At 62.7% G+C, this 25,528-nt stretch carries 9 protein-coding genes; all 9 read right to left on the reverse strand.

What is annotated here, in order from left to right; translation table 11 throughout:
* Positions 1–294: 294 nt before the first annotated feature.
* Positions 295–3,624, reverse strand: a complete 3,330-nt coding sequence (ileS, locus tag WD012_RS02400; RefSeq protein WP_339562190.1) for a mupirocin-resistant isoleucine--tRNA ligase — start codon at positions 3,622–3,624, stop codon at positions 295–297.
* Between the two features lie 349 nt (positions 3,625–3,973).
* Complete coding sequence (locus tag WD012_RS02405) at positions 3,974–8,851, reverse strand: Spy0128 family protein (RefSeq protein ID WP_339562191.1); 4,878 nt, start codon at positions 8,849–8,851, stop codon at positions 3,974–3,976.
* Positions 8,852–9,319: 468 nt separating this feature from the next.
* Positions 9,320–11,401: an ABC transporter ATP-binding protein gene (locus tag WD012_RS02410; protein WP_339562192.1), complete on the reverse strand. Its 2,082-nt coding sequence runs from the start codon at positions 11,399–11,401 to the stop codon at positions 9,320–9,322.
* Complete coding sequence (locus WD012_RS02415) at positions 11,398–13,284, reverse strand: ABC transporter ATP-binding protein (RefSeq protein ID WP_422614338.1); 1,887 nt, start codon at positions 13,282–13,284, stop codon at positions 11,398–11,400. Before WD012_RS02415 ends, WD012_RS02410 begins: the two co-directional genes overlap by 4 nt.
* Positions 13,285–13,412: 128 nt before the next feature.
* Positions 13,413–14,102, reverse strand: coding sequence for a MarR family winged helix-turn-helix transcriptional regulator (locus WD012_RS02420; RefSeq protein ID WP_339562193.1), 690 nt, complete (start codon positions 14,100–14,102; stop codon positions 13,413–13,415).
* 1,229 nt (positions 14,103–15,331) lie between these two features.
* Positions 15,332–16,840: a DHA2 family efflux MFS transporter permease subunit gene (locus tag WD012_RS02425; protein WP_339562194.1), complete on the reverse strand. Its 1,509-nt coding sequence runs from the start codon at positions 16,838–16,840 to the stop codon at positions 15,332–15,334.
* Between the two features lie 210 nt (positions 16,841–17,050).
* A complete protein-coding gene (locus tag WD012_RS02430) occupies positions 17,051–18,322 on the reverse strand; it encodes a glutamate-cysteine ligase family protein (RefSeq protein ID WP_339562195.1) in 1,272 nt (423 codons plus the stop codon).
* A gap of 881 nt (positions 18,323–19,203) precedes the next feature.
* Positions 19,204–24,072: an acyl-CoA dehydratase activase-related protein gene (locus WD012_RS02435; protein ID WP_339562196.1), complete on the reverse strand. Its 4,869-nt coding sequence runs from the start codon at positions 24,070–24,072 to the stop codon at positions 19,204–19,206.
* 187 nt (positions 24,073–24,259) lie between these two features.
* On the reverse strand, positions 24,260–25,513 hold the full coding sequence (locus WD012_RS02440) for a voltage-gated chloride channel family protein (RefSeq protein ID WP_339562197.1): 1,254 nt from the start codon (positions 25,511–25,513) through the stop codon (positions 24,260–24,262).
* Positions 25,514–25,528 lie beyond the last annotated feature (15 nt).

Here is a 25,528-nt window from a genome sequence, read left to right on the forward strand (position 1 = left end):
CCGCGGCGTCATCGCTGCCGGTATGCCCGCCGCCCCCGACTCCTGTCTCTCCCCCAACCTTCTACAGACGCTCACAGGGGTCTCAGCGTCGGTAGAAACAGAGATGCAGATGGGCAGATACACAAACTGGCTACGCTAGCGGACTCACCAGCGTAACCAGTTTGTGAAGTTTGGGGCGTCGATACTCGGCGAGGCACGGCCCTCGGGACGTCGAACCAGCGGGCCTCACACCCACAGGCACAACGCCCCTAAGCATCGCCTAGGCATCCCACACAGGCACGACGCCCTGAGGCGTCACGCCTTGGCGACGGCGACCTCGAGCTCCTTGGCGGTATCGCTCGGCTTGATGTCGAGCGTCGTGGCGAGCGTCTCGTGGGCGATCAGGTCACGGAACTGCTCGAGCTTCGGCGCGTCTGCCGTGGGTGCGGTCAGGGTCAGCACAATCCGGTCGGCGATGTTGAAATCGGCTTCCTTTCGGGCATCCTGCACTGCACGGACCGCGTCACGCGCGTAGCCTTCGGCCAGCAAATCGTCGTCGAGCGCGGTGTCGAGAATCACGAACCCGCCGGACGGCAGCGCCGAGGACACCGAATTGGCGGCCTGCTTGGCATCCTGCTCCTCCACGCGGTTGATGACCTCGAACTCGCCATCCTCGAGCGCGATATCGCCGTTCGGCGTCTCGACCACAGGGGCGCCGCTGGCGGCATCCACATGCCAGGCACCAGTCTTGGACGCCTTGATGGCGAACTGCACCTGCTTGCCCAGACGCGGGCCGGCGGCGCGCGCGTTGACCTTGAGCTGGTGGATGATCTTCAGCCCATGTTCCGGCGCGTCCTCAAGCGTCGAGAAGTCCACGGACTTCACGTTGAGCTCTGACTTCAAAATCTCAACGTAATCCTCGACCGCCTCCGGGTCGGCGACCACGACGGTGAGCTTGCTCAGCGGCTGACGCACGCGAATCTGCTCGGCCTTGCGCAGCGACAGGGTCGCGGAGACCACCTCGCGCACCTGATCCATCGCAGAAACAAGCGCATCATTGGCCTTGAGCACAAGACCAAGCTCCGTAGGCTCGCCGGTCTTCTCGTCAGCAAGGAACGGCCAATCCGCCAGATGCACGGATTCGCCACCGGTCAGACCACGCCACACGGTTTCCGCCTCCATCGGGGCGAGCGGGGCGAGCGCGCGCATGAAGGTTTCCAGCACGGTGTACAGCGTGTTGAACGCGTTCTCATCCTCGTTCCAGAAGCGATCGCGCGTGTTGCGGATGTACCAGTTGGTCAGCACGTCGATGAAATCGGTGACCGCCTCGCACGCATCGGAAATCGCGAAATCATCCAGCGATTTCTCGACGCGTTCAACCAGCAGGCGCGTACGGGCAAGCAGATACTGGTCCATGCGCGGCAGGCCGTCGACCTCGTCGGCACGCAAACGACGTGCGTCGAAGCCCTTGCCGCCGTTCGCCGCGTTCGCGTACAGCGTGAAGAAGTAGTACGAGCTCCACACCGGCAACATGACCTGGCGCACAGTGTCGCGAATGCCGTCCGCGGTGACGATGAGGTTGCCGCCGCGCAGGATCGGCGAGCTCATGAGGAACCAACGCATAGCGTCGGAACCGAACTTGTCGAACACACCGTTGACATCCGGGTAGTTGCGCAGGTGCTTGCTCATCTTCTGGCCGTCGGAACCGAGCACGATGCCGTGGCAGATGACGTTCTTGAACGCCGGCTTGTCGAACAGCGCCGTGGCCATGATGTGCAGCGTGTAGAACCAGCCGCGCGTCTGGCCGATGTACTCGACCACGTAGTCGCACGGGAAGTGCTGCTCGAAATACTCCTTGTTTTCGAAGGGGTAATGGAACTGCGCGAACGGCATGGAGCCGGATTCGAACCAGCAGTCAAGCACATCGGTGATGCGGTGCATGTGGCTCTTGCCGGTCGGGTCGTCCGGGTTCGGGCGCGTCAGGCGGTCGATATACGGGCGGTGCATGTTGATCTCGCCCTTGTCGTCGCGCGGGTAGTCGCCGAAGTCGGCCTTGAGCTCGTCCAGCGAACCGTACACGTCGACGCGCGGATACTTCGGGTCGTCGCTCACCCACACCGGAATCGGCGAACCCCAGAAGCGGTTGCGGCTGATGGACCAGTCGCGCGCGTTGGCGAGCCACTTGCCGAACTGGCCGTCCTTCACGTTCTCCGGGATCCAGTTGATTTCCTGATTGTGCTTGAGCAGGCGGTCCTTGATCTTCGTAACCGAGACGAACCAACTGGACACCGGCTTGTAGATCAGCGGGGTGCCGCAACGCCAGCAGTGCGGGTAGGAGTGCACGTAGCTCTTCTCTTGGAACAGCAGGGCGCGATGCTCCTCGGGGATTGCCGCGAGCGCTCCCGTGCTGTTGCGCAGGTCGCGCAGCACGGACTTGGAGGCGTCGAAGACATACTGGCCCTCGTATTCAGGGCATTCGGAAGTGACGACGCAGCCTTCGTCGAGGTAATCGACGCTCTTGATGCCCTTGGCGTTGAGCGTCGCCATATCGTCCTCACCGTAAGGTGCCTGGTGCACGATGCCAGTACCTTCGACGGTGTCGACGTAATCAGCGGTGAAGATGGTGAACGCGTTGGGGCCGGGCGTGCCGTCTTCGGCCAGCTGCGCGTCGGAAGCGTAGTAGGGGAACACGGGCCAGTACTTGCGGCCTTCGAGCTCGGAGCCCTTGAGTTCGCGCACGACCGTGTAGTTCTCGCCGAGTTCCTTGGCGAAGGCCTCAAGACGCGGCTTGCCGATATAGAAGCGCTTGCCGGCGAACTTGCCTTCCGCGGGCTCGACCTCGACATAGTCGATGTCGGCGCCGACCACGATGGCAAGGTTGCCGGGCACGGTCCACGGCGTGGTGGTCCAGAACACGACGTAGGCGTCCTCGTCGCGCAGCTTGACGGCCACGGAGATGGAGGTGTCCTGACGGTCCTGGTAGACGTCCGCATCCATGCGCAGCTCGTGGTTGCTCAGCGGGGTGCGGTCCTTCGGGCAGTACGGCAGCACGCGGTAGCCCTTGTAGGCGAGGCCCTTCTCGTACAGCTGCTTGAACGCCCACATGACGGATTCCATGTACGGGATGTTGAGCGTCTTGTAGCCGTGGTCGAAGTCCACCCAGCGGCCCTGGCGATGCACGTATTCACGCCATTCGTTGGTGTATTTGAGCACGGAGGCGCGGCAGGCGTCGTTGAACTTGGCGATGCCCATCTTCTTGATGTCGTCGACCGAGTCGATGCCGAGTTCCTTCTGCGCTTCGAGCTCGGCGGGCAGGCCGTGCGTGTCCCATCCGAACACGCGGTTGACCTTGTGCCCCTTCATGGTCTGGTAGCGCGGGATGACATCCTTCGCGTAACCGGTCAGCAGGTGGCCGTAGTGCGGCAGGCCGTTAGCGAACGGCGGGCCGTCGAAGAACACGAACTCGTTCTGGGAGTGGTCGCCGGACGGGCGGCGCTCCACGGATTTGTTGAAGGTGTCGTCGGTGTCCCAATACTCCAGCACGGATTGTTCAAGCTGGGGGAAGTCCGGGTTCGGCGCGACCTTGGCGCTCTGCTCGCCGGTTGATGCCTTGGGATACACGTGATCGGTGGTTTCGCTCACCATATTCTCCTCGACTGGCTGGTTGACATTGCCACGAGGACGACGGGGCTTGCGCCTGCGCCGCGGTACCACCTCGCTTGCCGCGTTTCGCCGGGTTGCCGGTTGTGCGCGACCGCTTGTGCCCGGCTGTGTCGGGCCGGACCCGTCGGTTCTACTGGGGGCTTGACATTTGCCGATTCGACGATTTGGTACGCCGCCGATTGGTTGATTTGTCGGACCCTGTTCTTCCGAAGGCTCCCCGCTGATAACGGATCATCGCCTCATACAGCCGCCATGATAGCACCGCGGGCGGGACGAGCGCGCCGGGCCGATCAAGCGGATTGGCCGGCTCGGCGCAGGCAACCGATCGGAGTCACACGAGCTGGCCGGCTCGGCGCAGGCGTCGGGCGATTTCGGCACAGACAAGGGCGGCGATGATGGCAATCAGACCGCCGGAAATCAGCGTCCGCGCGGTCGACCCGCCGGTCAGCGGCACGGCGGTAATCACCCGCTCGTTGGCGAAGCTCAGCTGATTGGCGCTGGATTTGCCGGTATCGTCACCGGCGCTCGAATCGTAGACGACCTTCGGCGTGGCGAGCGTATTGCCGTCATCATCAGTCACTTGCGTGACCTTGACGCCGGCTTTGTTGCCAAGCTCACGTTGCGTGGCATCGGTGACCGTGTCCTTGACGGTGACGCTCACCAGGTAGACGGCCTTCGAATACTTGATTCCGGTCGCACCATCGATGCCTCCAGCTCCAGCGTCACCGCTGTTCGCGCCGTTTTCGCGGATTTCGTACACGTAGGTCTTCCCCGCGTCGGCCGCAGTGAACGGGAATGCCCCGAACGAACCGGAATTCTCCGACCCGTCCGAGCCCTTGGACAACGTAAGCGTCTTGGCTGACGGCAACGGACCGGCCCCATCGCTTGAGCCGCCGTCGTCATTCGCGCCGAGCGCGGTCATGGTGAAGGTGTATTGGGCGCCCGCAGGCCACCCGCCTTCCACGGTTTTGCTCACCTTCACCGCGGTGGTCGGCACGGTGGTGTTCGCGAACACCGGCGGGGTGGACGTGTCGTACACCACGGTCGCCACAAGCTTGTTCGGGTCGGACGACGAACGCGCGACCCCAACCGAAGCGGTGTGGGTCGTCGTGTCATACAACGTCTTGCCCGTAGCTGCTTCCTTGGGAATATTCTCCGTAATCGTATACTGGTATAAACCCGCTTCCTTATAGGTGATGGTTCCGAAGTCGATGGCACCGTTTTTCCCGTTCTTGACCGTCACACTCTGGACAGTGGTGGTGTTGCCGTCGGCACCGGTGGATGTCGAAGTCGTGGCCCCGTCAGGCATGGGGGCGCTGCCGGTCGGGTCGGTGAGCGTGAACGAGTATGCCCCGTCAGCCGCCTTCACGCCGTCCATCGTCTTGGTGGCCGTAATGTTCGCGGTCGCAGATGTCACCGGCTTCGTGGTGTTGTAAATCTTCGGGTAATGCTTCGTATAGGCGTCACCTTGGTCCGGCGTGGCCACGAGATCGAAGTTCGACGCGTCGTCGAAATTGTCTTCGGTGATGTTCACCCCCGCCTTGGCGTGGTAGATGGTGCCGTCGGTCACGCCGTCCCAGCCGTAGGCTACGTAGTCCTTGTTCTGGTCGTCGTCACTCGTCTTGTCTTGATCGATGACGACCATCGCCCGCAAGCCGGTTACACCGTCCTTGACGACTTTCTTCACCAGGACGGTCGCCGTGCGTTCGGTGGTGTCGTAGGTGATGGTCGGGTCGCCGCCGTCCACCTCGCGGAAGGTGTAGGTGAACTCGGCGGAATCCTTGCCGTCGAGGTCAGCGAGGGTGATCGGCACGGTGAAATTGATCAGACCGTTGTCACCATTGGTCACCGTCGTGTTCGTCAGTTTCGGCGCATTGCCGGACGGGGTGACTGAGAAGGTGAATTGGCCGGCCTTCGCGGGGCTCCCGTCAAGCAGTTTTGTCGCTTTGATCTGCACCCAGCCGGTGGTTGTGGTGTTCTGAATGACCAGCAACGCGTCACTACCCGCGTAGCTGACGGATGCGGACAGCGTGTTGTCGTCGTTGCGCGTCACCGTCACCTTCGCGGCGTACACGTTGCTGTCGTACACGATGTTCGGGTCCGTCCCGGTGACTTCGTGGATTGCATAGTTGTAGACGCCGGGGTATTCGAAGGTGATATCGCCCCAGGAGGCGTGGCCGGCGCCCTGGTTGGTCGTGGTCGAGGTCGGCGTGCCGTCGGAATTGGCCTTGGCATCGGAAGGCATCGGCACGCTCACCGCGTTGCCGTCGGTATCAGTGGCGTCCGTGGACACCGGTTGCAGTTCGAATTCGAAGGAGAACTGGCCGTCGGTGCTCGCGGGGATGCCGTCAAGCATTTTGGTCAGTCGCAGCTGCGCGGTGGTGGGGACAGCCTTGACGTAGCTGTTCGAGAAGCCGGCCGGCGCGTCACCGGCGTCGTAGCTGACCGTGTCGCTGAGCTTGTTCGTGTTCGGGTCGCGCGTCACGGTGACGGTCACGGAGTGGGACGCGGTGTCCTTGGAAATGAACGGGTCGCTTGGTGCCTCCTCGGTCATCGTGTAACGATACGTTCCGGCCTGGGAATAGACGATCGGGCCGAAATCGATAAGGCCGTTCTCGCCGTTTGCGGTCAGGCAGTAGATATCGCCGTTTTCGTCGGTTGCCGGGGTGGTACAGGTCAAAGGCATCGGCGTGTCTTTCGCCGCCGTGAGACGGAAGGTGAATTGGCCGCTGGATGCGGGTTCACCGGCGAGTGTCTTGTATGAGTACAGATGCTCCTTGATGTCGTCGTGCTGGATGGTCGTGTTCTTGAAGGTCGGCGGATCGGCGGAATCCTTGCCGTTAGCGCTGTAGGTGACCGTTGCGGACAGCGTGTTGGTCGTTTTGTCGCGCGTGACTTTGACTGTCACCAGCACCACGGAGGAATCGTAGGCGATATCGGCGTCGGTGCCTTTGCTTTCGGTCATCGTGTAGGTGTAGGTGCCTTCCGTCGTGTAGCGGATGGTGTCGAAGGAGATGGTGCCGTCGCTGCCGGCGGGCACGGTGAGCTGGGAGCCGTTGTCGGCCGGGTCGGTCGACATCGGCGTGTCGTCGGCATTGGCCTGCAGCGTGAAGAAGAACTTGTCGGGCACGAAGCCGGTTTTTCCGTCAAGCGTTTTCTTCGCGCCAATCGAGACGTCGACCGGGTTCGGGGCGATCGTGGTGTTCTGGAAGGCGTTGCCGCCGTTGCCGGTGGTGACGGTGCCGTCGGCGGCTTTCTTGCTGTAGGAGACGGAAGCCTTGAGCTCGTTCGTGGCATCGTCTCGCGTCACCGTGACGGTGGCGGTCACCGTGCCGGTGTCATAGCTGATGCCCGCGTCGGCGTCGGCGGGCTTGATTTCGGTGATGTCGTAGGTGTAGGTGCCAGCTTTGGTGAAGACAATCGGGCTGACGATCGCCTTGCCGACCGAATCATTGGTGATGGTGGTCGACCCTCCCTTGGCGACACCTTGCGGCATCGGGGCGTTGTCGTTGGCTTGGACCTTGAAACTGTAGGCGCCGCGCTCCGGGATCTTGCCGTCGATGGTCTTGGTGACTTCCAGCTGCGCGGTGGCGTCCTTGGTATAGACGTTGTTTACCGTAATGCCGCCGGTGTCGGCGTAATGCACGGTGGCGACGAGCTTGCCCACATCCGCCCCGGTGCCCTTGGTGACTTTGACGGTCACCGTATGCGCCGTGCTGTCGTAGCCGATGTCAGGATCATTCCCCGGAATCTCCGCAACCGAATACACGTAGGTTCCCGTTTGAGTGTAGGTGATATCACCGAAGCTGAAAGTGCCATCATCACCTACCGTCGCGGTGTCGCTGGCGGGCAGCGGCGCGTTCGTATCGGTAGCGATACGGAACTTGAAGGTGCCGAATAGGCGGCGGACGGCATCGTCATCGCCCGTAGTGCCGTATTCGGACAGCTTTTTGCCGTTGATGGTCTTGGTGCCCTTGATCGTGGCGGTGGCGGGGTTCTTGGAGTAGTCGATGGAATCGTCGACGATGCTCGCCTCCATGGCGGTCGGCGTGATGGAGGTGGTGCCCAGGAGATTCTGGTAGTTCTTCACCTCGGAGCCAGGCTGGTACAACAGGAGTGCCTCGCTGGCCTGGAGCGTGTAGCCGGTCGGGTTGATGAGGTTCTTGTAGGCGTCGATCATCGCCTGGTTGAAACCGTAGTAGTTGTCGGCAGTCGGCTCGACGAGCTTCGCGAAGGAAGAGTTTGAATCGTACCGGTTAGCGTAGGCGCCGTCGGTGTAATGCCACACAGCGAGCTGGGTGACCATGCGCTGCTGGTTCGCGTCGAGGCCCGCCAGAAGGTCGGTGGGGTTGTTGGCGTTGATGGTGGTGTTATTCGGGTATCCGCGTGTGATGACGGACATGATGCGGCGCGCGAATTCAGTGGAGTCAGAAATAGTGCCGTAGGCATCGGACTGGAGCCTGTACGCGGCGCTGGTCCAGAGCTTGGCGATGGAACCCTCGGACTCGTTGTACCGGGTGTACTGCGTGCCGCTGGAAGCCTGGGGGCCTCGGGGCGCCGTGCTCAGGTAGTTGTAGCAATAGACGACGGACGGCGTTCCGCTGCCGTCGGTGACGGAGATCGAGGGAAGCGGATCGACCCTCTTGCCGTCGCCGGTGGTGGCGATCGCCTGGCGGCTCGTCCACGTGACGTCCTTGTACTCCCACGGGTTCGTGCTGTCGGCTTTGACGGGGAATTCGCTCGTCGCTTTCCAGTCCTTCGATGTATCGACCTTCTCTTGGTATTGCGGAACGGTGAAGGTCACGTCGGCGGCGGAGTAATAGCCGTCCGACGGCTTGTCTTCGTGCAGCGTGTACGAGCCCGCCGCCACCTGCACCACCAGCGCCGTGGTCGTGCTCGTCCACGTGGCGGAGCGTCCGTCGGAGGCTATCGTGACGTCGACGGAGGAGGAAGCGTCTTTCTTGATGTATCCGTCGGTCGTGCTCAGGGTCAGCTGCGCGCCGGCGATCTCCTTGCGCACGCTTTCGCCGGTCGATGTGGACGTGGATGTGTCGTACTGCGGGTTGCCGGCCGCATCGTTGCCCCATGCGTGGATGGTCAGCGCGCGGGTGAGGGAGTTTGCATCAGAATTCGTCGTCGTGTCGGCCGCCGATGCCGCGGTGTTCTTCAGGAACGATGACGGCACAATCATCGCGACGGTGCACAGCATCGCAACGAGGGCGATTAATCCACTACGAATCATTGTCTTGCGCACTTGTAGCTCTCCCATTCCAGACCTAGGTTGCGTTCAGTTTCCGCAGTCGATGTACGGGGGTACCGATTCCCTTGATGCCGCCCGCCAAATGCCCGCCCCTACCGACAACCTTCTGGTGTCGCGGATGAGTCAATGTGTTGGTGGCACCCCGACATAAAACCGGTTCGATATTACCAATAATCTTGTTACATTTGCCATCCACCGTGGGTAAAAAGTAAGCAAACTCACATCGACATCTGCTACCCACCACCAGCCCCTCACCGCCCCCGTCACCCCGTCGGGCCAATTCCACGACCCTCCCGGTGTCAGAAGGGATGCCAGCGTCGACAGAGGAAAAACAAAACCGTCTGCCGACGCTGAGAGATGTCAGCGTCGGCAGACGGTTTGAGAGCACCGGCCTGCACCGGTGCGCGCAGCTGCCCGTTACTCGAGTTCGAGCGCTCCGGTGTACAGCTGGTAGTATTCGCCGCGTTGGGCGATGAGCTCATCATGGTTGCCGCGTTCGATGATCCGGCCGTGGTCGAGTACCATGATCACGTCCGCATTGCGGACAGTGGACAGCCGGTGCGCGATCACGAAGACCGTGCGCCCCTTCATCAGTGCGTCCATACCCGCCTGCACGACCTCCTCGGTGCGGGTGTCGATCGAACTGGTCGCCTCATCCAGGATCATCGCCGGCGGATCGGCCACGGCGGCGCGCGCAATCGAAATCAGCTGGCGCTGGCCCTGCGACAGACCGGAACCATCACCGGAAAGCACCGTGTGATAGCCTTCCGGCAGCATGCGGATAAACCCGTCCGCGTTCGTGCGTTTCGCCGCCTCGATGCATTCCTCATCCGTCGCGTCAAGACGACCGTAGCGGATGTTGTCCATCACCGTGCCGGTGAACAGGTTCACGTCCTGCAGCACGATGCCGAGCGAACGGCGCAGATCCGGTTTGCGGATATTGCGCACGTCGATGCCGTCATACAGGATCTGGCCTTCCTGGATGTCGTAGAAGCGGTTGATGAGGTTCGTGACCGTGGTCTTGCCCGCGCCCGTCGCGCCGACCAGCGCAATCTTCTGGCCCGGCTTGGCGAACCACGTGATGTCATGCAGCACCGGCTTGGACGGGTTATACCCGAAGGTCACATCGGTGAAGCGCACATCGCCGCGCAGCAGCGTATACCGGCCGTCCGGCGAGGTAATCGCGCTCTGCTTGGCCTTTGCGGCCACCTCACGGGCCTGGCCGCGCAGTTTCGCGGCGGCGGCGAGCGAGCGCGTACCGTCATCATCCGCGGCGCGCTTCCACGCCCAGTGTTGCGTCTCCCGGTCGGTTTCCGTCATTGTGCGCCCGTCTTCGCCAAGTTCGACGTTGACGAGCGTGACCGTACCGCCGTCGGCTTCCACCGGCTCATCCATGAGCGCGAAGATGCGCGAGGCGCCGGCGAGCGCCATCATGACCATGGTGAACTGCATGGAGACCTGGCCGAGCGGGTTGATGAAACCGCGTGACAGGGTGAGCATGGCGATCACGGTGCCGAGGGTCATGGTCCCGGCGCCGCCGAAACCGAAGTTGTGCATGCCGGACAGGCCCGCCCACGCGCCGAGAATCGCGGTGGCGACGTACAGCAGGTAGCCGGAGTTGTTCACGATCGGCATGGTGATGTTGCCGTAGGTGTTCGCCTTGGCGGCCGCATCGAAGAGCTCGTTGTTGCGGCGGTCGAATTCGCGTTGCGTGGCGTCCTCGTGGTTGAACACCTTGATGACTTTCTGCCCGTTGACCGCTTCCTCGACGAAACCGTTGACGTCGCCGAGCACGCGCTGCTGGCGGACGAACTGGCTGCCGGAGCGGGCGACGAGCTTGTTGACCAGCACGAAGAGGATGATCGCGAACACGAGCGTGAACAGCGCGAACGGGACAGACAGCCACATCATCGCGATGAGAGATGCGAGCGCGGACAATAGCGAGGAGAACATCTGCGGGAAGGACTGCGAAATCGCCTGCCGCAAGGTGTCGGTGTCGTTGGTGTACCGGCTCATCACATCGCCGTGCTCGTGGGTGTCGAAATAGCGGATCGGCAGACGCTGCTGGTGGGCGAACATGTCGTCGCGGATCTTCTTAAGCGTGCCCTGTTCGATGTCGATGATCAGCCAGCCCCACAGCCACGCGCAGAACGTGCCGACCGCGTACATGATGGCGAGCAGCGTGAGCGCGCGGATCAGCGGCCCCCAGTCGGGGTGGGTGGCGGTGACCAGCGGGATGATGTACGTGTCGACGAGCCGTTGCAGGAACGCGATGGACAGCGCCTGTGCGGCGGCGGACACGATGATCGACAGGATGACGATGACCAGACGCACCGGGTATTGGGAAATGTAGCCCCACAGTCGTTTCACGGTGCCGCGCGGGACTTTCGCGCGCGGCTTACGGCCGGCTCCGGACGCAGAGGTCTGGGCGCCAGGTTTCGCCGACACGTCGTCGGGCTTGGCGGTATCCGTGGATTGCGCGGTGTTCTGCGTACTCATCGTGTCTCTCCTTCCTGGGTGGTGCTTGCGGTGGACTGGGCGCTAGCGGTGGCTGCGACGCCATCCGCAGCATCCGCTTCGCCGTGATTCTTGGTCTGCAGCTCATAGATCGCGCGGTATTCGTCGCAGGTCTTCAACAGCTGCTCGTGCGTGCCCTTGTCCATGATGTGGCCGCCGGCCATGACCAGGATCATGTCGGCGTCCTGCACGGAGCTCAGCCGCTGGGCGATGATGATCTTCGTGACGTCCGGTGCCTCGGAGCGCAGGCCTTCGCGGATCAGCTGGTCGGTCTTGGTGTCCACCGCGCTGGTGGAATCGTCCAGAATCAGGATCTTCGGGTTCTTCAGCAGCGCGCGGGCGATGCACAGGCGCTGGCGCTGGCCGCCGGACACGTTCGTGCCGCCCTGTTCGATCATGGTGTCGTACTTGTCGGGGAATTCCTGGACGAAGCCGTCCGCCTGAGCGATCTGCGCGGCATGGCGGATCTGCTCGTCGGTGGCCTCCGGGTTGCCCCAACGCAGGTTCTCGGCGATGGTGCCGCTGAACAGCACGTTCTTCTGCAACACCATGGCGACCTGGTCGCGCAAGGCCTGCAGATCGTATTCGCGCACGTCATGCCCGCCGACCTTCAGCGAGCCCTCGGTCACGTCGTACAGACGCGGGATGAGCTGCACAAGGCTGGATTTGGACGAACCGGTGCCGCCGATAATGCCGACCACAGAGCCCGAGGGAATATCAAGATTGATGTCGTCAAGCACCGGCTTCTCCGAGCTGCGCGAGTAGCGGAAGGTCACGTGGTCGAATTCGATGGAGCCGTCCGGCACCTGCGCAATCGGGTGTTCGGGATCGGTGACGGTGCTGCGTTCCTGCAACACCTGGCAGATACGCTCGGCGGACGCCTGCGAGATGATGACCATGACGAAGATCATCGAGATCATCATGAGTGCCATGAGAATCTGCAGCGCGTACGTCACCAGTGCGGTCAGGTCGCCGGTGGTCATGCCGAGCGCCGCGTTGTTGCCCGAGGCGACAATCTGCTTGGCGCCCAGCCAGGACACCGCGAGCAGGGCGATGTAGATGCACGCGTCCATAAGCGGCATGTTGAAGCTCATCACGCGTTCCGCCTTGACGAAATCACGGTAGATCGCCTGCGAGATACGGCCGAACTTCTTGATTTCGTGGTCTTCGCGGTTGTACGACTTGACCACGCGGATGCCTTGCAGGTTCTCGTCCACGTCGTTGTTGAGCTTGTCGTACGTGTGGAAGACGCGTTCGAACACGGGGTGCACGAACGCGGCGAGCGCGATCAGGGCGATGCCCAGAATCGGCACGATGACCAGGAACACCAGTGAAATCGGCTTGCTGATGCGGAACGAGCAGATCCACGCGGCGATCATCATCACAGGAGCGCGCACGCCGATGCGGATGATCATCTGGTAGGAGTTCTGCAGGTTGGTCACGTCGGTGGTGCTGCGGGTGATGATCGAGCCCGTGGAGAAACGGTCGATGTTCGTGAAGCTGAAGCCCTGCACCTTGGCGAATACGTCGTGGCGGAGGTTCTTCGCGAAGCCCGCGGAGGCGACGGCGGCGAACCGACCGGCGAGCGTGCCGGCGGCGAACGACAGCAGCGCGCACAGGAACAGGATCAGGCCGAATTTCCACACGGCGGGCATGGAACCGCCGGTGATGCCTTGGTCGATCAGATGCGCCATGACCGTCGGGATGACGATTTCCATAATCGCTTCGATACCGACGGCGAGCGGGGTAAGCAGGCTTTCTCTCTTGTATTCGCGCAGGCTGTGCAGCAGGGTTCGTATGACGTGCGTGGGTTTCGCCGGCGCATCGGCGGCACTGGGCGTATTCGCGAGTGTGCTCTCGGTCACTGGTTGCGTTCCTTTCCTTCCTCGGTGTTCTGCTGGCGTTGGAGGGGTTCTCCGGGCTTTTGGCTCGGCTTGCGACCGATGGGTTGGCCGCGTGTAATCCGCCGAGGTTCTCGGTATCGGGGTTGTCGCTACTGAGGTTCCTGATACTGGGGTTCCTGGTTTTCGATCGGTTGCCGTGACGGCGCCCGTGTGGGCTGGGCGCGGGCGGCGACATCAAGTGCGGCGTCCATATTATGACGGAGCCTGCCGAGATAGTCCCTCAATTGTGTAAGTTCGCTGGGCGTGAAACCATCGGCGAGGATGTCTTCGGTGCGATCGCCGTTGGCGGCAAGGTCGGCGACGATCCGGTCGGCCTGCTCGGTGAGCACGATGCGCTTGAGCCGTGCGTCACGGGCGACCGGCTGGCGCACAATCAGCCCCTTGCGCTCCATGCGGGTCAGTACCCGGGAGGCGGTGGATCTGGTGATGCGGAAGCGTGACTCGATGTCGTGCTGGAACACCTCGCCGTCACGATGCCGGTCAAGGTACATGATGATATTCGCGTTGCCGTCGGTCGCCACACGTGCGTTCACCGGCATGGTCAGGCCGAGATAGCGGCGGACGACACGGCTGAGTCCTTGAATCTCAATGCTCAGGGGAAGTGGGTCGCGGCCGGGCGGGGCCATGGCCGGCGGAAGGGCATCATTTGCGACGGCATCGACATCCGGCGGCAGGATAGTCTCCGATGCGGTCCGTTCCGGAGGATATGCGTCGGCGTCTGCGGTAACGTGCGTATCCGCAGGATTACGCGCATCCATGGAATCGGTGCCTGTGACCATGCGGTCTGCTCCTGTCTGATTGCTGTAGGGCCGGGCTTGCGATTGGCGGCGTTCGTCGATTGTTACGCGCCACCTGGAATCGCATCCTAATAGGTAGCCTATACAACAGTTGTATATGCAACATTTGGCGTGTCGAACCGGTTTGTTGCCGGTAGTCGGTTCCCTTATTCACCCCCGACGCCAACACCCCGCGCGCCTCCGCCGCATCATGTATGCAAACGCATACGCAACGCCACAGACCCCCGGCAATCCCCAGTCATCCCGCAGCATCGCGCCAGCAATGCATGTCCCGACATACACAACACGGCAGATGCACGACCAGCCAGCCCCTAACCCCATGACATCATTCCCGTCGCGCATCCCACGACATACACAACACAACAGATCCTCAGCAATACCACCGAAACCACGTCACACCACGCACGTCATGCATCTGCCGAGATACATAGCGCATCAGATGGGTCAGCATCGAGCTTAGGCACGCCCACATCATGCTCGCGACGCATCTCCGGCACTCATTGTTTGAGATCGGCCGGCAATGGCATCTGATCGGCTCCAGCGAGAGTCGCAGACTGGTACAGCCGTGTATCACGTGTCGGGCACCGCTATCTGCATTATCTGTAGTACCTGCTGGAGGCTATCTCGCGTATTTGCGTTCGCCAACGTCCGATACCTGCGGTAGCGCTGTTGATATTCCGCGGATGGTACTCGGGGTTGCGGCCATCAGGAACACAGATAACGAAGATGCGCTTCAGGAAGTACTACAGATAAACGAGATACGAACCCCCGGCATGCTTCACGGGCGACCGATGACGACACCAGTCAGCAGCCCGAATCATGACGTCGCCCGCACGACTTCCCGACGCCCGCCCGTTGTGCGAGGATTCGCTCACACAGTCACGGCCTGAGGAGTACGCAGCAGGTGATTTGATCGGGATAGGCGGCACCATGTGAGGATTCGCTCGCACAGTCACGGTTTGAGCAGTGGCTGATGACTGGCCCGATTGGATCGAGCGTCATCATGTGAGGACCCACTCACACAATGACGGCCCGGACAGCGCCGGCAGGCAGAATCGGATGGGTCGGACGGCGTCCTGTGAGGATCCACTCACACAATGACAGCCCCGGGCACACCCGGACGGGCGATGCAGCCTGACTGGGGGCGGTTGTGTGAGGATTCGCTCACACAGTCACGGCCCGAGCGGCTCCGGCAGGCCGGTTCGGTTGGATCAAGCGGCGTCGCGCGAGGATCGGGTCACACGGAACATGAGCAGCGCCATGATTTCGCCGGCAATCGCCATACCAAGGAACACGCGCATACTGGAGGAGAATCCGGAGATATACGCTTGCGCTTCGCCCAATCCACCAGCAGCCGCGGCCTGTGATCCGCTTGCGATCAACGCCGAGGCGAGTGCCGTGCCGATTGCCCCCGCCATCTGCTGGACGGTATTGAGCACCGCCGACCCGTCGGCATTCATCCGTTGCGGCAACTGGTTGAGCGCATGCGTCTGGTCGGGCACGAGCACACATCCGGCGAACGCGGAGAACACCGCGTACGACATTGCGACCGGCAATTCATGCCGGCATCCGAACATCATGCCGACATCCATCAGCGCGATGCCCATGAAGCCAACCGCAATGAACCGGGGCGGGAAATGGTCACGCAACAAGCCACCGACAAGCGGCGCGGACACCGCCCCGGCAACCGCCCCAGGCAGCAGAATCAGCGCCGCCACCATGCTCGAATGACCAAGTCCGCGTTGCAGGAGAATCGGCAGCAGGAAATTCACGCCGAGCACACCACCGGACGCCATAAGCAGAATCAACATACCGAGCGTGAACCCCGGATAGGCGAAGGTACGTACCTGGATCAACGGATGCTCCATACGCAGCTGTACCGCCGCGAATACCGCAAGCACCACGACAGCGGCAGCAAGCACCGCCCAGAACCGCCAATCGCCATACCATTGCGTATAGCAGCTCACCGCAAGAATCAACCCGGACAACCCCAAGGCGACCAACAGCAGTGACGTCAGGGACAGGTATCCCTTCTCCCCGTGCCGCACATCCGGCACGGTCGCCGAACCGAGGAGAAGCGAGACCACGAGGAACGGAATCATGGTGTAGAAAATCCAATGCCAGTTGAGGAACTGCATGACCAGCCCGCCGAATACCGGGCCGATTGCGGGTGCCGCGCACGTGACCAGGCTGACCAGGCCAAGCATCATACCGCGTCGGTCGAACGGGGCCTGATCAAGAATGATGGTGGTCAGCAGGGGCAGCGAAACGCCGGTTCCCAACGCCATGACCAGCCGGGCCGCAAGCAGCATCGGGAAGTTCACGGCGAGCGCGCCGATCAGCGTGCCCGTGCCGAACAGGGCTACGGCGGCGATGAACAGCGTGCGGGTGGGGAAGGTGCGGACAAGGAACGGCGAGGTCGGGATCGCCACCGACAACAGCAGCAGGTAGCCGGTGGTCAACCATTGCACCACGTCGGCCGACAAGGCGAATTCGCCCATCAGGGTGGCGTACGAAATGTTGAGCGAGGTTTCCGACAGAATGCCGAGAAAAGTGAGGATGGACAAGGCGATGACGACGACGATGAGTCGGCGGTTGCCCATGGTCTTATGGCGGACCGGATTGGATTCAGCCGCAGATACCGGGGAGATGGGTGCAGATTCCGAGGATGATTCCGACGATTCCGACGATTCCAATGATTGCGATGGTGGCATGCTCATACGTCCTAGCATAGACGTTTGTTGCATATACAACATTCAGCATGTCATGGCGTGGACTTCCGATACCGCCCGTCGCCGTGGGCACCCGCCGTCAGCCGACACCCTCCACCGACACTCACACGCCAGTGCCGGCAAACGGTGTCGGGAAAACATGACCAGACGCGCATGCCTACGATAGGCGCGTATGCCATGCCCGCCGGGACCGCCAGGTTACTCCTGGAACACGTCAGGGTGGGCGGGGTCGCCCGGCACGTCGGCGAGCAGGCCTTCCAGCCCGAGGAACTCCTGCCAGAAGTCGAGCGGCTGTCCGTAGGGCGTCGATTCAGGGCCGTGGGCTTGCAGGTTCGCCTTCGCCTCGAGCACATCAAGATCGCTGGTTCCGTCGAAATAGGACGTGAGACGATCCAGGTTCGCATCGTTGTAGAACAGCGAGCCGATGACTTCCGTCAGCCGCTGGGCGCGTTCGACCGGCAGCGAATCCCAATGACGCAGTTCGATGAAGTTCTTCAACCGCACATCGTTGAAATGCGTGGACAGCACATGGTTGATCTCATACGCGTTGAGCTCGCGATCGGGGTAGATCTCACCCGCGTTGTCGCGGAACGCGGCCCGATGCTTCTGCTCTTCGGGCAACCCTTCAGCCTCAGGGGTGTGCGTCAGGTCGGCGAACATCATCGGCGTGCTCAGCACGTCCACCGCGTAATCCTCCCAGCCGAACCGGTCATCGTACAGTCCGGGGATCAGGTTGGTGCGCTGGCAGTCGAGGAAATCCCACATCCGCTGGCGCAACAGCGGGAACGGGTTCCCCACGCCTTCAAAATACGGGGTGTTGCGGAAGAACCACGCCAGAATCGGCCCGACCGCCGTGCCGACGCGCAGCTTGCGGATCGCGTCCTGCTCATTCTGGTAGTCGATGCTCACCTGTGTGGAGGCGGAACCGCGCATCATGCACAGGCCGTACTGGCCGACGCGTCCCAGATAATCGGTCATCGCCGCATACCGGCTTTTCGGATTCACCGGAATGTCGGCATAGCTGGTGTTCGGCTGGTAGCCGTAGTTGACCAGGCGGAAGTCAAGCGCATCAAGGATCGGGTCGACCTCGTCGCGGAAGCGGCCGTATTCGACCGCCAGCTCCTGCGGATCATGCAACACGCCGATCGAGCATTCGACCTGGGCGCCCGGTTCCAGCGAAATCGAGATCCCCTTGCGGGCTAGGCCCACCAGATGCCCGTTCTCCCAGTATTCCTTGTCGGCGTCATAGTAGGGGCGCATGCGGTTGAGCAGCTCCTCGATGCCGTTCGGCTCGTAATAGTTGACCGCCTGGTCGGTGCCGTTGCGTACGGGCAGATGCTCGATCTCGACCCCGTAACCGTCGTTGCGTTCCGGCTTGGCGCCGCTTTCGAAGAAACGGACCAGGCTGTCGACATGCTTGGGATTGACGGTGGCGTTCATATGCGCGTAGCTGATGCGTGGTGTGCTCATGGTGCCATCGTAGGCGAAACGGAGCCGCCACGCGCGCAAGGCAGCGCCGTACGCTCTACGAAAAACTGATAGCGGATTGCATCGGGGCATTGCCGGCGGTGGTGCGGATCATCTGGACGGGGTCGGCATGATGATGTCATGATGACGTCATCAGCGCCCTCGAGACGATGCCACGACGGGAGATTCGACGTCCGATTCCAACAGTGTGGAACAGTAACGAAGACAATGATGCGGAACAGGGGATGACTGGAGAGTCCACCGAATAAACCAACAACCCAGAAAGAGCGGGATTCCGCGAATCCGGTCCGAAAACCGCCCGCCACCACCCTGCCTGGACCTGCCGACCTGTTCCACGCCCGCGGTTTCGAGCCGCGATTGGCATGGTGCGGGGCAGAAACCAGGAGGATGCGGTGGAATCAGCAGCAGTGGATAGAGGCAGCCGGAGGCACAGCACACAAACAACGGCGGAATACCAAGGATCCGAGGTTATCAGGGTAACCGGCGGGATTCGGCGGGACGCTTCGCCGCCTCCAAAGATGCAATCTGTCCGTCCGGTTCCGATGGTATGGAAAAGTAACCGGCATCATCCATGGAACCAGACGGGCAGAAGCGGGCGGATGCATCCGGAGCCGGGGTCATCACCAGGGAGCCTGGCCGAGCCCCGGCCAACCCCGGCAGGCCCTGACCAAAGCCCGGACGGCTCCGGTCAAAACCAGCCAACCCCAGCCGATTCCAGTCAAACCCGACCGGACCTTGCCATCCCGCCTGACCGCTGAAGGCCCGGCACACGCATGGCGCATGCCGGCGTACCCTACTACAACCGGCCCGCATCTCCGGCCAGTGGACATGCGGGCCGGTCTGCAGCCTGTGGTCCGGGAGGTTCAGTCCGCGGTGGACAACGGCGCATGTCCGGCGGCCTCGCGGTGCCCGGCGGCATCGCCGTGCCCGCCGCGCATCGGTTCATCGAGAAGCGCCTTGTGGTTCTTCTTCGCGGCGGCGATCATGAGCTTGAGCCGGTTGAGCTGGTTCGCCTCGGACGCGCCCGGATCGTAGTCGATCGACACGATGTTGGCCTGCGGGTACAGGCGGCGGATCTTGCCGAACATGCCGCGGCCGGTCACATGGTTGGGCAGGCACGCGAACGGCTGGGCGCACACGATGTTCGGGCAGCCCGATTCGATGAGTTCGATGATCTCGGCGGTCAGCAGCCACCCTTCGCCTGCCTGCACGCCGACGGACGTGACCTCGTCGGCGGTCTTGACGAGCTGCTCCATGCGCTCGTCCTGGCTGAACTTGCCGTGCGCGGTGGCGATGGCACGACGCACCGGGTTGAGCCCGCGGTTGAGGCCCCAGCGCATGATCGCGTCCGCCACCTGGCTGCCGCCGGTGCCCAGATGGTCCTCGTTCCACTTGTCGGTGTACGGGTGTTGGGTCATGAATTCGACGATGCCCGGCACCACTGCCTCGCAGCCCTGCGCCTCGATCTGGTCGACGACATGGTTGTTGGCGTCCGGATGGTATTTGACGAGAATCTCGCCGACCACGCCGACGCGCGGCTTGCGCGGGATATTCTTCAAAGGCAGCTCGTCGAAAGTGCGCACGATCTTCTTGAGCAGCTGCGGGTACAGCCAGTAGCCCTTGCCGTACACGCGCTTGGCGGTCTTGGAATACCCGTGGTGCTCGATGGTCTCGCGCAGGATCGTGTCCCACTGTTCGTACAAGGCGTTCGCGCTGCCCGGTTCCGCCTCGTACGGGCGCACGCGGTACAGGCATTTCATGAGCAGATCACCGTACACGAGCGCCTTGCCGGCGCGTTCCAGCATCGCCGGCGTCGCCTTGAATCCAGGGTTGCTTTCCAGGCCCTGGAAGCTCAGCGCGATGACCGGGATCTGCGGGTATCCGGCGTCGATCAGCGCCTTGCGGATCAGGCCATAATAATTCGTGGCGCGGCACATGCCGCCGGTCTGCGAAATAGCGAGCGCCACATGGTCGGGATCGTACTTGCCCTGGATGATGGCGTCCACCAGCTGCCCGACGACCATGATCGCCGGGTAGCAGGCGTCGTTGTTCACGTATTTGAGGCCGGTTTCCACATCCTCATTGCTCGCGTGTTTGAGCACGTCGAATTTGTAGCCGCCCGAGCGGATGACGGATTCGACCAGCGAGAAATGCACCGGGCTCATCTGCGGGCAGACGATGGTGTATTCGCGCATGGATTTCTCGAAGCGGACCTTGTGTGCGTACCGGGTCATCGTGGCCTCGTTGCGGGCCGATCCGCCGCGCTTGCCGGCCTTCGCGCCGTCCAGTTGCGGTGTTTGGGCTGCGGCGCGACGCGATGCCTGCCTGACCGCTTCGGTGAGCTTCGGGTTGTCGGCCATCACGGCGTCGAGCATCACCTGGCGTCCGGGGGTCGGCGCGGGTCCACCGGTATGGCGGAATCCGTCGTCGGGCGTGGCCTGCGTGGCGGGCGCAACCGGCTTGCCGGACACGACCGACGCGGCCGACGTGATTCGGGCGGACTGCGTTTTATGCCCGTCCCGCGCATCCTGATGCTGCCGTTTGGCGTTGCGTTCACGCTCCTCGACGGCGGCTTTCAGCGAACGCAGGCGGATCTTGGCCGCGCCGAGGTTGCTGACCTCGTCGATCTTGAGCACGGTGTACACGTCGGCCTTGTCGGCGAGAATCTCGCTGACCTGGTCGGTGGTGATGGCGTCGAGGCCGCAGCCGAAAGAGTTGAGCTGCACGAGTTCAAGCCCCGGATAGGAGGACACGAAGCGTGCCGCCGAATACAGTCGGGCATGGTAGGCCCACTGGTTCTGCACACGCAACGGCATACGGGTGACTTTGCGGTCGCCCACCTCGCGGAATCCTGCGGCGTCATGGGATCGGGGGCTCTTCTCCCCCGCCTCAAGGTAGTCGCTCAAATGCAGGTCCTCGCCGGGCTGCAGTTCGCAGATCGAATCCTCGGACAGCACGACCATGCCCAGCGAGCAGATCGTCTCGGGGATGCCGTGGTTGACTTCCGGGTCGATATGGTACGGCCGCCCGGCAAGCACGATGCCCCGGCAGTCATGCTCCTTCATGTAGGCGAGCGCGCGCAGGCCCTCCTGCTGCACGTCGTACTTGAACAGCTTGTCTTCGGCGTATGCGGCCTTGACCGCTTCCTGCGCCTCGTCCATCGTCACGTTCGCCCACGCGAATTCCTCGACGATGCGCTTGGCCATGAGCTCATGGTTGGCGAGGTTGAAATAGGGGCGCATGTAGCGGATGCCCGGTTCGCGCAGTTCGGGTATGTTCGCGCCGATGACGACCGGGTAGTTCGCGACGACCGGGCAATTGTAGTGGTTGTCGGTGTTGGGCACGAGGTTCTCCTCGTAGCTCACGCACGGGTAGAAGATCGTCTTGACGCCCTTGTTGAGCAGCCATTTGATATGGCCGTGCACGAGCTTCGCCGGGTAGCAGATGTTCTCGGAGGCGATGGATTCGATACCGGTTTCGAACAGTTCGTGGCTGGAACGCCCGGAGATGATGACCTTGAAGCCGAGGTTGGTGAGCAGGGTGAACCAGAACGGGTAGTTCTCGTACATGTTGAGCACACGCGGGATGCCGATCTCGCCGCGGGTGGCTTTCTTGTCGGTCAGGCGACGGTAGGCGAAGCAGCGCTTGTACTTGTAGTCGTACAGGTTCGGCCGGTCGGAACGCTTCTTCTTCGCGTCGCCGCCGCGCTCGCACCGGTTGCCGGTCACGTAGCGCGAGCCGTCCTGGAAGGTCGTGATGGTGAGCTTGCAATGGTTCTGGCACAGCTTGCACACGTCACGGGACGTGGTCATCGACAGGTTGTCAAGCGCCTGGCCGCTGAGAATACCCGAACGCGTGTGTTCGGCGGCGGGATCGTCGTCCGCGGCGTCGATGTAATGCATGCGGGCGGTCAGCGCGGCGCCGTACGCGCCCATGAGGCCGGCGATATTCGGGCGGGTGACCTCGCGTTTGGTCAGCAGTTCGAAGGCGCGCAGCACGGCGTCGTTGAGGAAGGTGCCGCCCTGTACGACGACCGTGTCCCCGAGCGCGTCGGCGTCACGCAGTTTGATGACCTTGTACAACGCGTTGCGTACGACCGAATAGCACAGGCCCGCTGCGATGTCCTCGATGGAGGCGCCTTCCTTCTGGGCCTGTTTGACGGAGGAGTTCATGAACACGGTGCAGCGCGAACCCAGATCGACCGGATGCGTGGAATTCAGGGCTTTCTGTGTGAATTCCTCGATGCTCAGGCCCATGGACTGGGCGAAGGTCTGCAGGAAGGACCCGCAGCCGGATGAACAGGCCTCGTTCACGGCGATCGAGTCGATGACCCCGTCGTTGATGGCGAGGTATTTCATGTCCTGGCCGCCGATATCGATGACGGCGGTCACGCCGGGGCTGACCATTTCGGCGCCACGGTAGTGCGCCATCGTCTCGACGACACCCTCGTCCAGGTGCAGACCGGTGGAGATCAGGCCTTCGCCGTAGCCGGTCGCGCAGGAGCGCGCGATCCACGCTTCGGGCGGCAGCTGCGCCTGGATGCGTTTGACGATATCCACGGCGGCAGTCAGCGGGCTGCCCTCGTTCGTGGCATAGGAGGACCATACGATTTCGCGGTCGTCATTGACGAGGGTCGCCTTGATGGTGGTCGATCCCGCGTCGATGCCAAGGAAATGCGGGCCTTTCGCCCCTTCGAGCGTGCCCACATGCACATGCTCGCGGTGGTGGCGGGCGTTGAACGCCTCGCGGTCCGCCTCGGTGGGGAACAGCGGCGGCATGGTCTTCGTGTTGCTCGGCAGGTTCTTCAGTCGCTCAAGATCGTCAAGAATCTGCGCACAGGTACGCGGCTCGGCGACCGCGACAGTACCCGTGTCGTCCTCGTCGTCATTGTCGTCGCCGGCGATGAGCGCAGCGCCGAACGCGACATACAGGTGGGCGTTTTGCGGGGTGATGAACTCGTCGACCTTGCCGTCGAGCGCGCGGCGGAAGGCTTCGCGCAGCTCGGACATGAAGAACAGCGGGCCGCCGAGGAAGACGACGTTGCCGTGGATGGGCCTGCCGGATGCGAGGCCGGCGATGGTCTGTGTGGCGACGGCGGTGAAGATCGAGGCCGCCAGATCCGGTTTCGCCGCGCCGTCATTGATCAGCGGCTGCAGATCTGATTTCGCGAACACGCCACAGCGCGAAGCGATCGGATACAAGGTCTGGTAATGCTTGGCCATCTCGTTGAGGCCGGCCGCATCCGTATCCAGCAATGTGGCCATCTGGTCGATGAACGCGCCGGTACCGCCCGCGCATGAGCCGTTCATGCGCTGCTCCGGCGTGGGCTTCAAATACGTGATTTTCGCGTCCTCGCCGCCAAGTTCGATGATGACGTCGGCCTGCGGGATCTCCTGGTCGATCGCGCGCGTCTCGGCGATGACCTCCTGGATGAACGGCACGTGCATGTTGTCGGCGAGCGTCAGGCCACCGGAACCGGTGATGGCGAGCCGGATCGGCTCGTCGCCACGCCCCAGCTTGTCGAGCGCGGCGTGGATGTCCTCCAGCAGGCCGGCGACCGTGGCGCGGACATTGGCATGGTGACGCCGATAATCGGAGAACAACGCGTCGTCAAGCGTGTCACCCTGGTCGAGCACCACCGCCTTGACCGTGGTCGATCCGATGTCGAGACCGACACGCAACGGTTTGTTCCCGTGTTCGCCGGTCATGACATGTTCAGCCTGTTCCACCATCTACACCTCATATCCATTGTCGGCAGGGCGCCGGGCGACTTGGCACCATACGCCCGCACCCGCCCCGCCGAATTTCCTCTAGTGAATGCTAACGCATACGGACGTCAGCGAAACTCGCCTCCAGCGAAACGGTACAGCCATCGGGCACCTGTACCGCAAGTCGTGCTACGCGCGGATTTCATATCGTTCATGCCTGGGCCGCCGTTCTCCCGGTCCGCCGGCGTTTCATGGCAGCGGACACCGCCGTGGCGACCCGCATCGCGCCCCAGGCGAGCAGGGTGACGGCAAGTTCCAGCGGCAGGAGCCTCGCGGGGAAGAACAGCGCCATGAGGATGCCGGCGAGCGGGGCGTTGCCGACCAGCACGATGGCCGTGCAGAAGGCTACCGTCATCACCACGACCACCGGCTGGCAGCCGGGCAGGAGCTTGGCGAGTGCGCACCCGTGCAGGAGCGCGGCGAACATGATCGGGAAGATATCGCCGCCCGTCCAGCGGCATTCGATGCACAGCTGTGCGAACAGGAGCTTGCCTGCGGCGAGGGCGAAGAGCGCACCGGCACCCAGTGTGGTGAACAGCGTGCCGATGGTGTGGATCTGGTGTTGGCCGGAAGTCGACAGGACCGGCAGTATGGTGACCACGAGCACGACAAGCACGCCGCCGACCAGCAGGCGTACGGTCATCGGCACGTTGACGCGCCTCGACAGCGCACGGATGCCAGCCCTGAACAGCACGCACACCCCGGCGACGGCGAGCGCGTAGGCGGCGAGCGGGAGCGCGATCCAGGCGCGCCGCCAGAAATCAAGGGTGTCCATGCCCTGATCGGAGAATTTCGGCATGGTGGTCATGCCGACGAACATGACGATGACGATGAGGCTGTTGGCCGCGCATACGCGGATCGTGCGCTTGGAGTCGGCGGCGCCAGCGGTATTGGCGGCATCTGTGGTGCTGGCGGCCGGCTCAATCCATCGTGTGGGATGGTAGAGCATGCGCAGACGTTGAGGCATAGGAGTGGCGCTGACGCTGTCGGCATGGGTGCGCAGGTAGCGCAGTTTGTCGCACTGCCACACGGAATACGCAATGACCGCGCCCATCAGCGAGGCTTCCGGGCCGACGCCCGCGCCTGCGGCGAGGATGATCAGCGCGATGAGCAGGTCACGCCATGCGGTGTGGTAGTTGATGGCTTCCCCGCGTTTCAACGCGCCGATGACATCGCGCGTGGTGTGTGGGATGTCGCCCCAGCGTCGTTTGCCCCAGACCAGCAGCAGGGTGCCCGCGACCGCGACCGGCACGGCGACCGCCCATCGCGACGGCACCCGGACGGCCCACACCTCCCAAATCAGCGTAACCGCGGTGTTCTCCACCACGAGGAATAGCGCGGCAATCGCAAGAACGATCACGCTCAGCGACGCCGCATACAGCGCATACCCGATTCGTTTCATCACCCTAGCCACTGTAAT

It is taken from the genome of Bifidobacterium thermophilum (genome assembly GCF_037482445.1).
Lineage (GTDB): Bacteria > Actinomycetota > Actinomycetes > Actinomycetales > Bifidobacteriaceae > Bifidobacterium > Bifidobacterium thermophilum_B.

Excerpts from the sequence above, each read along its gene's own strand:
- ileS (WP_339562190.1), bottom strand. The coding sequence starts at position 3,624 with ATGGTGAGCGAAACCACCGATCACGTGTATCCCAAGGCATCAACCGGC.
- WD012_RS02405 (WP_339562191.1), bottom strand. The coding sequence starts at position 8,851 with ATGCTGTGCACCGTCGCGATGATTGTGCCGTCATCGTTCCTGAAGAAC.
- WD012_RS02410 (WP_339562192.1), bottom strand. The coding sequence starts at position 11,401 with ATGAGTACGCAGAACACCGCGCAATCCACGGATACCGCCAAGCCCGAC.
- WD012_RS02420 (WP_339562193.1), bottom strand. The coding sequence starts at position 14,102 with ATGGTCACAGGCACCGATTCCATGGATGCGCGTAATCCTGCGGATACG.
- WD012_RS02425 (WP_339562194.1), bottom strand. The coding sequence starts at position 16,840 with ATGAGCATGCCACCATCGCAATCATTGGAATCGTCGGAATCGTCGGAA.
- WD012_RS02430 (WP_339562195.1), bottom strand. The coding sequence starts at position 18,322 with ATGAGCACACCACGCATCAGCTACGCGCATATGAACGCCACCGTCAAT.
- WD012_RS02435 (WP_339562196.1), bottom strand. The coding sequence starts at position 24,072 with ATGGTGGAACAGGCTGAACATGTCATGACCGGCGAACACGGGAACAAA.